Source organism: Mesorhizobium sp. M7D.F.Ca.US.004.01.2.1 (genome assembly GCF_003997785.1).
GTDB classification, from domain to species: domain Bacteria; phylum Pseudomonadota; class Alphaproteobacteria; order Rhizobiales; family Rhizobiaceae; genus Mesorhizobium; species Mesorhizobium loti.
In genome coordinates this window covers 1-11,422 of the sequence record NZ_RZRQ01000197.1, presented here as the reverse complement: position 1 = coordinate 11,422, position 11,422 = coordinate 1, and the positions used below count along the sequence as shown (strand labels likewise).

Here is an 11,422-nt window from a genome sequence, read left to right as displayed (position 1 = left end):
ACGCGGCCTCGGTCGCCGGCCTGCTGGTCACCACCGAAGCCATGATCGCGGAGGCTCCGAAGAAGGAGTCGGCTGGCGGCGGCATGCCTGGCGGCATGGGCGGCGGCGGCATGGGCGGCATGGGCGGCATGGATTTCTAATCCAGCTCTGGCAGCTTTCGCAACGAGAGGGCGGCATCAATGCCGCCCTCTTTTTTTGCGAACCTCGGTCCGATGAACGATCGACGCCAACGCCGGCCATCGGCGTTAGGGCAACCTCAAAAGAACTGTCGAGTTGGTTGCGCGCGGCTTTGCGTCATCAGAGGCGCAAGGCGGTCGCGTGTGAGGATTGCGCGCTCCCATAGGCGGTTTCGGCATGTGCCTCGCCTTCGACATCGACATTGCGGCCAAGCAGGAAATCGGCGGCTTTCGAGGCATGGCTTGCGGCGCGGAAGATGGCGCGGTTGTCCTCGCGCAAAACCGTCAGCCATGAGCCGATGTAGTCGGCATGGCGCACGGTCGGCTCGATGCCGAGACTGCTGCAGATGAAGGCTGATGCGATTTCGGCGACCAGTTCCTCGCGCGCATAGGTGTTGGACCCGAAGGAGCCGGACAGGTCGCGCGCGAGTCGCCTCGGGTGGCCGGTCCAGTGGCCAAGCTCGTGAAAGCAGGTCCGGTAATAGTCGATCTGGTGGAAGAAAGCCGGCTGCGGCGGCACCTGTATGGTGTCGCTGCCGGGCATGTAGAAGGCGCGCTCGCCGCCGACGCGAAAATCAGCGCCGGTTGCATGAATGAGCGCCTCGGCCTGCGGGACCATCTCGCGCTCAGGCAGAGGCTCGCCGGCGGCGTAAAGATGTTCGGGCAGATTATCGCACTGCGCGACATTGAAGACGGTGAAGCGCTTCAGGAAGGGCACCGCCTGCGGTTCGTCGCCATCGGTGTCGGCGCGTTGCTTTTCGTTCTTGGGAACAAAGCGGTCAGCGTGAACGATGGTGGTGCCGTGCTCGCCCTTCCTGACATTGCCGCCAAGCGAAAGCGCCTGCCGGAAGGTGAGCCAGTTCTGGCTGGGGAAACCGCGCTCGATGACCGCGCCCCACAGGATCAGGATATTGATGCCGGAATATCGGCGCTGGGTGGCCGCATTCCGCGGCAGGCCGAGGCCTGTCCTTGCCCTGCCCCACGGCTTGACCCATGGCACGGTGCCGCGCTCCAGTTCGGCAATGATGCGGTCGGTGATTTCCTGATAAAGGCTGGCGCCGGTGCGCCCGCCGCTGTCTGCGCCAGCCTGTCGGCTGCCGCAACGTTTGTTGTTTGCACGCATCGTGATGTCCTCCGCTCTACAATCGCGCGCCCTCCCCGGAAGCGGGGTGGGCGGCAAAAGCGACCGGAAAGGCCCGCCGTCGGAGGCGGACTGCATCAGCAGGACCGGAACGGAGTGGAGGACCCGAAAGCGACAAGCGAAGGGTTGCGGGACGCCGCGGCGGGCCTAGAAGGGAGTGCTGCCCACCCTGCGCCAGGGGGAAGGCCACAATAGAAAGACGCCGGCCGACAGGCCGGCGACCGTCAGCAGCCGAAGGCTGCCCCGCGCCAGGGGGCGATGCCGCAGGGCCAAGACCGCCTGAGCTTGCCGAAGAAAAGCGGGCTCGGTTCACGAGCACCCGGCCAGCGACTTCAGGCGCGGGCGCTCAGGATTGTTGTTGGCGCCCACGGCAGCTGGATGACCGCAACAAGATTACGAGGAGCGACAGCAAAGCCAGCTGCCACAAACGGCACGCTCCGGCAACAACAGCGTGGCCGGTCTACAGATGCTGCCCCGCACGAGAGCCAGCACGCTTTGAGCGCGCATCGGCGATGCAAGCGTTGCAAGCTGGCCATGTCCACAAGGTCGGCGACCACTATATCGCCGACCACCAACGCGGGCGTACCGTCTAAGTGCAGACCTTTCGCGAGTGCGCGGACGCGCGCATTTCATCTGCGATGGCCGGATCTTGCATTCCCGCTTGAGCTGCTCAACGTCAAGGCCTACACGCGCTGCGATCTTGAGAGTGACCCTTCAACTGGGGGAAATCATAAGGGCGCGGTGGAATTCGTCGAACTTTCCCTGTTTTCTCGAGGCGAGTGCGGCGAAGGCTGGGAATTGGGAATCCGGTCCCAGGACCGGGAACTGTTTGATCACAAGCTTCAGATTGGGCTCATGCTTGAAGGCTTTTTGGTAGTTGATATCAGCCAGTCTGCAATGCGGACAGTTGTGGTAGTCATTGAATATGACCAGAACGGCATCGCCTTGCGGGTTGCCGGCGATTGGCGAAGGAGATCGTTGTCGAATGCGCCGCTCCACTTTTGCCTGTCGGTCGACCACGCCTGCCGGTGCAGGTTCGCGCTATATTGGCTCGCCAGCAAGGCGAGGAGTAAAAGAAGAGCTGCGACAGTGATGGCAGTCGGCTTAGACATGAGTCTCCAATCCATGGACGGCGTGGCAGCAACGGCCGCCTTTTTGGTGTAAAATGGGTCAGTTTTGATCGTGCCCCGCAGTTGCTACAGGCGCACAGGTGCCGGTGCGATCTGGCGGTTTCTCAAATACGGCTTTGCGCCATCGGGTCCACCCCAATAGCTGAGCGTCGTTCGCACGGGGAATTGTGTTCACCACGCCGGGCGACTTGACCGTCCACCGCCAGAGCGCTGAACGGTCCGCTAGTGAGGCGCTCCCCGAATCGTCGTTTATCCCGCTCGCCCCGGACCGGGTGACAGCCAGCGTTGCCGCTACGCTGCGGAGAAAAACCGTCAGCGCGTGGCATTCGGACATAAGCTGATCGACGCCAAGAATAAGCCCCACGGAGGTGACCGGTGCGGCCGGAACAAGAAAGAGCGTTGCAGCCATTGTGACGAGGCCTGCACCGGTAATGCGGGTTGTTCCGTTCGAAGGGAACAATGCGACAAACAGCATGAGGATCCGGCAGCCGATCGGGAGATCAGTTTTCGTCGCTTGGGCGATGAAAAGGGCGGCGAGCATCATATTCGTGCCGTCCAGATTGAATGGAATGAGACCCACGACCGAATGCGTGGCGCCGGCCTTTTCCATCTTCTCCATGAGCGAGGCCAGCGCGGCCTCTGAGGAGGACATTGCGAGCAGCAGCTCGTCCTTGATGTATCGGACGAGAGAGAAGAGCGAGCGGCCGTTGTAGCGGCAGACCGCGCCGAACAGGATCGAGAGGAACAGGACCGAGAGGAACAAGACTTGCAGGATGTCGCCTTCCGCGAAGGCACTGGCAATCGTTGACGGGATGATGTTCATCAGGAAGCTGGTCACGGACTGCTCGTGAGCCGTGGCCACATAGCCCTTAACGGCTTCGACATCGAGCGAGGCCGGATCGATGTTGAGGCCGGCGCCAGGCTGAACGATATTCGCGACAATCAGCCCGACAAGGAGTGCTAGCGTCGAGAAGGTAAGGAAATAAACCATCGCCTTGGCGGCAACTCGGCCGACCTTCTGCAGATCGCTCATGCCGGCAATGCCGGTCGCCATTGTCAGGAAGATGACAGGTACGGTGATTATCTTGACGACATCGACGAAGGCATCGCAGAGCGGCTTCAGGCTGTGGCCGGTCTCCAAATGGAAATAGCCGATTGCGGCACCCAGGATTATGGCGGCAAGTACCTGCACGTAGGTCCGGGCAAAATGGCGCTTGCGGGGCGCTAAGATCGCGCGGGGAACTCTTGGAACCAACACCGTCTCTCTCCTTGACCGGATCGGGGTGGGGCTCCTCCCTCTCCCATGCAGTGCTCCGGTCGAACGCTGCGCCCACTTCGGCGCAAACGATGTGCCAAATAGCAAGAGGGGAAAACGCGCAGGACCTCACGCAATGCTTGCGATTCGCTCTCCCACACTCGTGCAGTGGTTGCCTGTCGCAACTATGGAAGGGTCGATTCTGGGAACTCCAAAGGCCGCTCTTTGCGTCGACGCAGCTTGGCTGCCTGGAAGGTTCCCTCTTTGCCTTGCGGTCTGCGAGCTGGGTCCAGATGGTCATCATTTGGCTGCGCGCTGCACGGGGCTCGAAAGATTCAATCGAGGACGGGTCCTCTTGGAAAACGGGGGCAGCGTTGGTCAAGCCCTTCCACCCTGCTGTCCCAATGGTGTTCAGAAGCTCAGTTCACGATCAAGCGATGGATCAGCGTCATCTGGCGTTTGCGCCATCGCGGCGGCGTTGCAACGGGTCTGCCAAAGATGAGCAGGCCGCGAGGCAGGGTCCGAGACCTAGACTCCAACCTCATAGCGCGCTCGGCTCGCGTTCGGAAGGTTCGAACCGCAGCACGATCAGGTGGCGACACCGTTGGTCGGAACCGGAACCCGACGAATGATCGTTCGTGACCGACATCTGTGAACAAGCAGTATGTGTCATTGCAATCACCACCCGTTGCGCGGAAATGCCCATATGGCCGTGAATGAACTGGATTTGGTGATTTTCCAGATGGCGGTGGAAAGCGTCCGCTTGCTCTCTTCAAGCTTTGATGAGAAGGCGGCTGAGATAGCCACGAGGAGCCGTGGTAGCCTTCTTTTTGACGTGCGGGTGGACGGTGACCTGGAGGTCCAGCGAGTCGCAGCCATTGGATATCCAGGCGACAAGATCGGTGTGGTGGCATTGGACCGAGAGGGCCTTGTTAGCTGTTGTTGCCTTGTCAATGGCACCTTCTCACCTTTCATTGCACCGTTGGAGAACTGGACCAGCATGCCCCTTTCGATGCAGGCCCAGATCGATGTCACAGGCTATGCGAGGCTCCTTCTGGCCGCCTTGCGAAATGCTGGACATATGCTGGACAGGTAGCATCGCGATGATGTCTGTGATGAGATGGTGCAAACGGCTGGATGAGGCGATCGCTTGCTGGCAGCTTTGGCAACAAAGCGATCGGTGAGTTCGCAATGCTGGAACACGTCCTTTAGACTCTGCAGTTAAGTTAGCGGACTACCATCTGACGAATGCCCTCTGACAGTCTGCATGGCGCGGCATGCCCTCTTAGGAATGCAGCCGTGGTTCTACACCATCGGCTGTTTTTGTGTCGAAGGCGACGGGCACGCCATGAACGAAGGAAGCGGCCGCCAACAGTTCCTCCAACTCGCGGTCGGTGGCCTTGCATGCCGGCATTAGTGTTCGGATGGCGCGGATCGCCTGCGCCATGGAGAGAAAGCGGACCCTTCCCCTGGAAAGGACATAGGCTTCTGCGGCTTTTTCGACGGTGACGGTGTGAAACGAATTGGTCATGACGAATTCCTCCCTGAACCCTGACCAACCCGACTTATGGCACGAATTCGACCGCCTTCAAGCCTATGTCCGATTGCGGACAATCGCTGCGATTCGTTCAAAACCGCTGATGCTTTTGGGCGACCTGGTGAGGGGCAAGGAGACGTCGGCTGAACCCGTTTCAACCGACATGCTTCAGGCAGCGGCCAGGCCGAAATAACGCTGCTCCTCCTTGTCATAAGCGCCATGTGTGAGCTTTATCAATCCGGCACGGTCGATGATCGTGATCTCGCCGCGCTTGGCGTGCACCAGTCCTCGATACTCAAGCATTTGCAGGGCCGTGGTGACCCCGGGCGGTGGGCGCGAGCATGGTCGCCAGAAATTCATGCGTCGGGAGGATCTTATCTCCTTCCGCACGGTCGTGGACCATCAGCTGCCAGCGGGCCAGCCGTTCTTCGACCTTGGAGTGGCCATTGACCAGTGCCGTCCGGCATGATTGGACGAGGAACGCGTGGGCATAGTCCAGCACTGAGGTGCGAAGCGACGGGCTAATCGCAGGGCGAAGGTTTTCAACCGGCAGGCGCCAGGTAGTGCTTTCCTTTCCGAGAATGACGGCAATTCCTTTCATCCCGTCATAGCCGACAATGCCGACTTCACCTTGCCGCCCGCCGGTCATGGTGGCGACCACCGACGCGATGCCCCTCTCGGGAAAATATACGTTCTTGATCGGCTGATGCGCGACCTCCAACTTGTCCTTGATGCCCGGTTCGACGTGATGCAGCGATGGTCGCAAAAGCGCGAAGTCCTGCGGGGTGAGGGCTTCAGCACCTGGTCGCGAAAGAGGGATCGGGCAAGGCTCTCTTCCAACGGGGCAAGAGCGCGTACGTCTTACTGTCGGCTGCACCGAAGTAAATGCCGGCCGATGCCAAAGCATAGGCTTCGAAACGCGCGATTGCAAAGCCCTGTCGGGGCAGTGCAGTCATGCTAGAAGTCGCGCCGCCTACGATAGGCAGCGGATGACATGATTCCCTTCTGCGGCGGCCACCAAGAACGGCTCGGGCACGCTTTAATCGTTCATACACAAGCTCGCAGGAATGTAAGCAGCGGAACAGTCGGGTGATTCGTACCGCCCTGCCCTTTCAGAGATCAAGTCATTGGACGTCAATTCGGCTGGAACGCCTCGTCGAACGGCCCAGGAAAATGCAGCCGGATGAGCAATGGTGGTTCACCTTATGTGCGGTCCCGGATATGCGGTCCGGCGGCTCATCTCCCAATGGCTTGTCGATGGGGAAGTGGAACTCGTCATGTCGCCGCGAACCGTCACCGCGCTAGCGGGGCTCTTTTGAAGACGCCGGTGTTTTTCTTTGTGGAACTGAATCTGTGAGGTGATTGATGCATGAATCAAACATTTGCGTATTTCCGCTGCATCGGCGACGTATATTGGTCGAAAGTATCGCCCAGGCCCTCGAGACCAAGAACGGCGAGGCGGCGAGCGCGTTCTGGCGCTGTGCCGCCAAGAAAATGCTCATTCAATTGTCCGATGTAGGAATTGCGCCAGAGCTCGCTGCGCAGGAGGTTGGAAGCCTTCTTCATGCGGTCTTGGACGACATGGCCAACCGAACGGTAATGCACAAAGCATAGGCTCGGGCGCTGTTGGACCGCGCGTCAGCTCGGGTCCTTATCGGGGGACTGCTCCGACTGGCCGACGGTCCGGCCAAACCGGCATACCGGCAAAGCTTTGAGGTTGCGATCGCTCACGGCGGCCGGTCCAATATTCTAAGACGACCTCAGAAGCCACGTTGGCTTCTTTGGACGAAGCGGAGGGGCGCCATTTTGGCGTGCTCACGCTGGACTGCGGGTTGCGCCTACGGAAATCCAAAGTCCGGCCGCGCGAGCCAATCGACCGGAACAGTCGAAAGCTCGTGGGGCGGGTCCGCTCACCCTCACGGCGGCGGTGGCGGCCGTGAGCAGACTTAACTCAAGTCACGGCTGAGCATCCGCAGGCGCTATGCCGATTGGATGAGAACTGGTTGCCACAACACCGGCCCGTTGAGGCGTCCCCTCCAGCGGATGCGCAAGAGACTGGCGTAGGAAATATCGAGGAAGCCGGCGACTGCCTCGGTGTTGCCGACCTGCTTGGGCTGTCCGATACGTGACAACGGCCAGGTCGCGAGACGAAGGATCCTTTCGATGCGCGTATCTGTCACCGTTACGATCCCGGAGAGATTGTTGGCCAAGCCGAATTCGATGATCCCCGCGAAGAGCTCGTAGGTTGCTTGGGCCAGGCCGCCAGCTGCCTTCGGCGCTGTCGCAGGGAGATCGAGCGCGAAACGACTACTCTCCCAGATATCGGCACTCGCAGGGACCACCATCTCATCCAGCAGCGTCGGAAACGTATCGCGCAACATTGTCGGTCCGGTGGTCGGCAAAAGGCGGACGCAGCCGCAAGTTCGCCAATCGGACCCCTTGAGAAGCAGGTAGACGGGGTTCAGGCTGTCAAACGAGTCCGTTTCCATTTCGCCTTCGGTCTGCACTTCCCAATCGAGCCGCTTCTTGAAAACCCGATACCTAAGTCCGTGCATTTCCTTGAGTTCGCTCGCAAACTCGGCGTAGCAGTCGGGTGTTATCAGCTGCATCATTGTCGTCTCCGTGCGGGATGTGTCCACGCAATCGAAGGGCAAAGCCGTCATGAATGCAGCCTGTAGACCTTTACAGCTAGACTTGGAGAGGATCAGGATCTCGCCCGAGCAGCCATCCGCACTACGGCCTGGTTGATGGTTCGCACGCCAAGCTTCGCCTTGGCGTTTTCCTGATGGAAGGTCACGGTGCGTTTCGAGACACCGAGAATCTGGCTGATATCCCAGGCCGACTTGCCGCACGCCGCCCATTTCAGGCACTCGAACTCCCGCCGGGTGAGCATTATGCCATCTACCACGCAATCTTCGGCGAGCCTGCGCCGGGCATGGATATGAACGTTGATCGCAACCAGTTGCATTGCTTTTTCGTAGCGCGTCAGCGACCTCAGAAATGGCGGATGCGCCTCGTTGGAGGCGAAGGTCAGTGCGGCGAACCGGCCGCGATGATCATGCATCGACATGGTCAGTCCGCCGCGAATGCCGAACTCAGCTGCTTTTTCCAGGACTTCCTGCTGAGAGGTCGGCAAATAACGGTGATCGCGGTCCACACCCCAGTCGAAGGTATCCCAGCCCCGCAGTCCCCGCAGGATCACGGGATCCACGCTGTGGTAGCGCTGTTGCAGGTAATGTGATGTCCATGATGATGGATAATTCGAGATCAATCGCGGCCTGTCGCCGGAAGCGGATGGGTAGGTGAAATAAGCGAAGAGCGGAAAGTCGAACCCGGCTGCGGCGGACGCCATTGCCTCATGGAGATCGACGGCATCGACGCTTGCAGAGAGTTGCTCGACCAAGGTTTCAAATACGCGATGCATCTGCGCTTAGCGTACCTCGCGGAGGTTGCTGGAAGCCGACGGAGACGTGGTTCTAAATGATGGCCTGTCCCTGCAGGGCATACGACGCGCCGCCGTCATCACCGCAATTGCTGTGCTGCTTCCGATTGGAGAGAGCTCCGCCCACCTGACCAACTACCGATGGGTGATATTGCGACGTTATCGATGAGCCGCGTGTCGCCAAGCCAAGCCGCAGCAAGCAAGCGTGCCGGTCGGTCAAGGCTTGCTAACGATTGCAGGTCTGTTTCTCCGCGAAGCTCCAGGTATTCGAGCTCGCGATAGCCGGCAGCCAGAATTGCTGCACGCGCTTCATCAAGCGTAGGCAGGATGGGGGAGCCGCGTGCAAGCCGCTCGGCCGTATCGAGCAGGACCGATGCTAGTTTTGGGGCAATGGCGCGTTGGGCTGGGGAGAGCCGCACGTTACGCGACGATAGCGCAAGACCATCGGCTTCGCGGACTGTCGGACAGGGCACAATAGTGATCGGAATGTCGAGATCCCGGACCAAGCGCCTGACAAGCTGAAGTTGCTGAAAATCCTTTTCGCCAAAAAAGGCGAAGTCAGCGCCGGCCTGCAGGAAGAGCTTGGCCACGACCGTCGCCACGCCATTGAAATGGCCGAGCCGGAATGCGCCGCAAAGGCATTCGCTGATGCCGGACACTGAAACGGCCGTGGCGAAGCCCACCTGGTACATTTCCTCTGTGTCCGGCACATAGAGCAGATGCGTGCCCAGCAGAGCGAGCTTGGCAGCATCGTCGCTTTCCGTCCGAGGGTAGGCAATCAGGTCGGCGGGGCTGTTGAACTGCTTGGGGTTTACGAACAGCGTCACGATCACCCGCTCGGCCCTTTCGAGCGCCTTCCGCACGAGGCTCAGATGCCCGTCGTGCAAGGCTCCCATGGTCGGCACAATACCGATCGTGGCACCCGAGCGACGCCATTGCGCAACGACGCCGCGCAGCTCGCTCACGGTTCGAGCGATCGGCACGCTCATGTGAAGTCACCGGCCTTCAAGGCGTTGACATAGAGATGTTCGACCGCCGGAAAGTGCCGGTTCCGCATATCGGTGGCGTAAGCGGCGATTGCCGCCTCAGCCTGCTCACCGAGCTCGGCATAGCGTTTGACGAACTTCGGCCGAAATGAGGTGAAGAGCCCGAGCATATCGTGGCTCACCAGAATCTGGCCGTCGCAAGCTGGCGAGGCACCGATGCCGATGGTGGGTATGTCGATATCGGCGGTTATCTGCCGTGCAAGCTGCTCCGGTATCTTTTCCAGCACCAAGGAGAAGGCGCCAGCTTCAGTTACCGCCCTGGCGTCGCGCCTGATCCGCTCTGCATCGGCTCCCCGGCCCTGCACACGATAGCCTCCAAACGTGTTTACCGCCTGCGGCGTCAGGCCCACATGGGCCATGACAGGTACGCCGCGCGCGGTAAGGAAGCGGATGGTTTCCGCGATGGTCTCGCCGCCCTCGATCTTTACCGCTGAACAACCGGTCTCACCCATCACGCGCGCAGCGTTGCCGAAAGCGTGCTCTGGGCTTTCCTCGTAGGAACCGAAGGGCAGGTCGACGACCATCAGCGCGTGTTCAAGGCCGCGGCGAACGGCCTGTCCGTGCATGATCATCATGTCGAGCGTGACCCCCAGCGTCGACGACAGGCCGTGCAGCACCATGCCGACGCTGTCGCCGACAAGAACGATGTCGCAGTGGCGATCGAGCAGCCTCGCGACCGGCGTGGTGTAGGCCGTCAAGCATACAAGTGGCGTCTGGCCTTTTCGCGATCGAATATCTGGAGGAGTCATCCCTTTTATCTCACCAGCCGCGCTCAACCGAGGCCCCTTCCCTTACGTTACCAACAGCGGGTGTCGCGTTTGGCATATTTTTGTGCGACTGCGAAGAGCTAAAAACAGCGCTTGAGTACTCCGGTGTTGACGTGCTGGCTTCCAAGGTTACATTCAATCGATTAAGGCGCTCCGTTGGGCCAACCCGCTTTCGCAAACATGGATCCTCAGACAAGAAGAACCAAGAAAGGCAAAGCCGCCGTCAAAGCTGACGAAGCCAAAGTGGACCTGACTGCCGTCGTGGTCGCCGTAAACGACAGTGAGCCCTGTGTCCTCACAGTCGGTCATGCGGACACCCTCCCTTCTGGACCTTTTGCCCTTGAGCATCGATCACTGCAGTCGGGTTTGAGGGGGTGGGTGGAGCAGCAGACCGGCCATGCACTTGGATACATCGAGCAACTCTACACCTTCGCCGATCGCGATCGCATCGGCACTGAGCGCCACCAGCGCGTCATCTCAATCAGCTATCTCGCATTGACCAGGAAGGAACAGGCAACGAACTCGGCCGCGTGCGGCTGGCAAAGTTGGTACGAATATTTTCCCTGGGAGGACCACCGCTTCGGCACGCCGCCTGTGCTGCTCGATAGATTGCGGCCCCGCCTGATTGAGTGGGCCGGCGGCGCCAGCGAGCCGACCACTCAACGCGAGCGCCGGCAGCGCGCTGCGATAGCCTTCGGCTTCGACGACCGCCATTGGAACGAGGAACTCACGCTCCAACGCTACGAGTTGCTCTATGAAGCTGCTCTGATTGAGGAGGCCGGTGGCGGCAGGGACGCGATTGCGGCCGCGGCTGGCAAACCAATGGTCGCTGACCACCGTCGTATTCTGGCAACCGGGATCGCGCGGCTGCGTTCGAAGATCAAATACCGGCCGGTCGTGTTCGAGCTTATGCGGCCTTCCTTCACGC

At 60.3% G+C, this 11,422-nt stretch carries 13 protein-coding genes; 3 read left to right on the top strand and 10 right to left on the bottom strand.

What is annotated here, in order from left to right:
- Positions 1 to 297: 297 nt before the first annotated feature.
- The 3 genes from EN993_RS23290 to EN993_RS23280 form a co-directional block, all read right to left on the bottom strand.
- The gene (locus EN993_RS23290) at positions 298 to 1,299 is read right to left on the bottom strand and encodes a zincin-like metallopeptidase domain-containing protein (protein WP_063169241.1); all 1,002 of its coding nucleotides are present in this window, start codon (positions 1,297 to 1,299) and stop codon (positions 298 to 300) included.
- A gap of 732 nt (positions 1,300 to 2,031) precedes the next feature.
- Positions 2,032 to 2,316 (bottom strand): thioredoxin domain-containing protein, encoded by a 285-nt coding sequence (locus tag EN993_RS37955; RefSeq protein WP_224570942.1) that lies wholly within the window; start codon positions 2,314 to 2,316, stop codon positions 2,032 to 2,034.
- A 171-nt stretch (positions 2,317 to 2,487) separates the two neighbouring features.
- Positions 2,488 to 3,702, bottom strand: coding sequence for a cation:dicarboxylase symporter family transporter (locus tag EN993_RS23280; protein WP_210326676.1), 1,215 nt, complete (start codon positions 3,700 to 3,702; stop codon positions 2,488 to 2,490).
- Between the two features lie 706 nt (positions 3,703 to 4,408).
- Between EN993_RS23280 and EN993_RS23275 the strand changes: the two genes are divergently transcribed.
- A complete protein-coding gene (locus EN993_RS23275; protein ID WP_024505560.1) occupies positions 4,409 to 4,798 on the top strand; it encodes a hypothetical protein in 390 nt (129 codons plus the stop codon).
- A gap of 189 nt (positions 4,799 to 4,987) precedes the next feature.
- On the opposite strand, the gene EN993_RS23270 is transcribed toward EN993_RS23275, so the two are convergent.
- The 3 genes from EN993_RS23270 to EN993_RS23265 form a co-directional block, all read right to left on the bottom strand.
- Positions 4,988 to 5,233, bottom strand: a complete 246-nt coding sequence (locus EN993_RS23270; RefSeq protein ID WP_063169243.1) for a hypothetical protein — start codon at positions 5,231 to 5,233, stop codon at positions 4,988 to 4,990.
- A 174-nt stretch (positions 5,234 to 5,407) separates the two neighbouring features.
- Complete coding sequence (locus tag EN993_RS38370) at positions 5,408 to 5,542, bottom strand: hypothetical protein (RefSeq protein WP_256754986.1); 135 nt, start codon at positions 5,540 to 5,542, stop codon at positions 5,408 to 5,410.
- On the bottom strand, positions 5,535 to 6,005 hold the full coding sequence (locus EN993_RS23265) for a hypothetical protein (protein ID WP_224570941.1): 471 nt from the start codon (positions 6,003 to 6,005) through the stop codon (positions 5,535 to 5,537). The genes EN993_RS38370 and EN993_RS23265 overlap by 8 nt, the downstream gene beginning before the upstream one ends.
- A 599-nt stretch (positions 6,006 to 6,604) precedes the next feature.
- On the opposite strand from EN993_RS23265, the gene EN993_RS37950 reads away from it, so the two are divergent.
- Positions 6,605 to 6,853: a DUF6074 family protein gene (locus tag EN993_RS37950; protein ID WP_063169245.1), complete on the top strand. Its 249-nt coding sequence runs from the start codon at positions 6,605 to 6,607 to the stop codon at positions 6,851 to 6,853.
- A gap of 365 nt (positions 6,854 to 7,218) precedes the next feature.
- Here the strand turns inward: EN993_RS37950 and EN993_RS23255 are convergent, their stop codons facing one another.
- From EN993_RS23255 to panB, 4 genes are all read right to left on the bottom strand, one after another.
- Positions 7,219 to 7,851 carry an acyl-homoserine-lactone synthase gene (locus tag EN993_RS23255; RefSeq protein ID WP_063169246.1) on the bottom strand — a complete coding sequence of 211 codons (633 nt, stop codon included), beginning with the start codon at positions 7,849 to 7,851 and terminating at the stop codon, positions 7,219 to 7,221.
- Between the two features lie 92 nt (positions 7,852 to 7,943).
- Positions 7,944 to 8,663 (bottom strand): LuxR family transcriptional regulator, encoded by a 720-nt coding sequence (locus EN993_RS23250; protein WP_063169247.1) that lies wholly within the window; start codon positions 8,661 to 8,663, stop codon positions 7,944 to 7,946.
- 98 nt (positions 8,664 to 8,761) lie between these two features.
- Positions 8,762 to 9,670, bottom strand: coding sequence for a pantoate--beta-alanine ligase (gene panC / locus EN993_RS23245; RefSeq protein WP_063169248.1), 909 nt, complete (start codon positions 9,668 to 9,670; stop codon positions 8,762 to 8,764).
- Positions 9,667 to 10,503 (bottom strand): 3-methyl-2-oxobutanoate hydroxymethyltransferase, encoded by an 837-nt coding sequence (gene panB, locus EN993_RS23240; RefSeq protein ID WP_063169249.1) that lies wholly within the window; start codon positions 10,501 to 10,503, stop codon positions 9,667 to 9,669. Before panB ends, panC begins: the two co-directional genes overlap by 4 nt.
- A 171-nt stretch (positions 10,504 to 10,674) precedes the next feature.
- On the opposite strand from panB, the gene EN993_RS23235 reads away from it, so the two are divergent.
- Positions 10,675 to 11,422: hypothetical protein (locus tag EN993_RS23235; protein ID WP_127264927.1), on the top strand; the 748-nt coding region annotated here is incomplete at its 3' end.

Coding starts and splice junctions, on each gene's coding strand:
- EN993_RS23290 (WP_063169241.1), bottom strand. CDS start 1,299: ATGCGTGCAAACAACAAACGTTGCGGCAGCCGACAGGCTGGCGCAGAC.
- EN993_RS23275 (WP_024505560.1), top strand. CDS start 4,409: ATGGCCGTGAATGAACTGGATTTGGTGATTTTCCAGATGGCGGTGGAA.
- EN993_RS23270 (WP_063169243.1), bottom strand. CDS start 5,233: ATGACCAATTCGTTTCACACCGTCACCGTCGAAAAAGCCGCAGAAGCC.
- EN993_RS38370 (WP_256754986.1), bottom strand. CDS start 5,542: ATGCTTGAGTATCGAGGACTGGTGCACGCCAAGCGCGGCGAGATCACG.
- EN993_RS37950 (WP_063169245.1), top strand. CDS start 6,605: ATGCATGAATCAAACATTTGCGTATTTCCGCTGCATCGGCGACGTATA.
- EN993_RS23255 (WP_063169246.1), bottom strand. CDS start 7,851: ATGATGCAGCTGATAACACCCGACTGCTACGCCGAGTTTGCGAGCGAA.
- EN993_RS23250 (WP_063169247.1), bottom strand. CDS start 8,663: ATGCATCGCGTATTTGAAACCTTGGTCGAGCAACTCTCTGCAAGCGTC.
- panC (WP_063169248.1), bottom strand. CDS start 9,670: ATGAGCGTGCCGATCGCTCGAACCGTGAGCGAGCTGCGCGGCGTCGTT.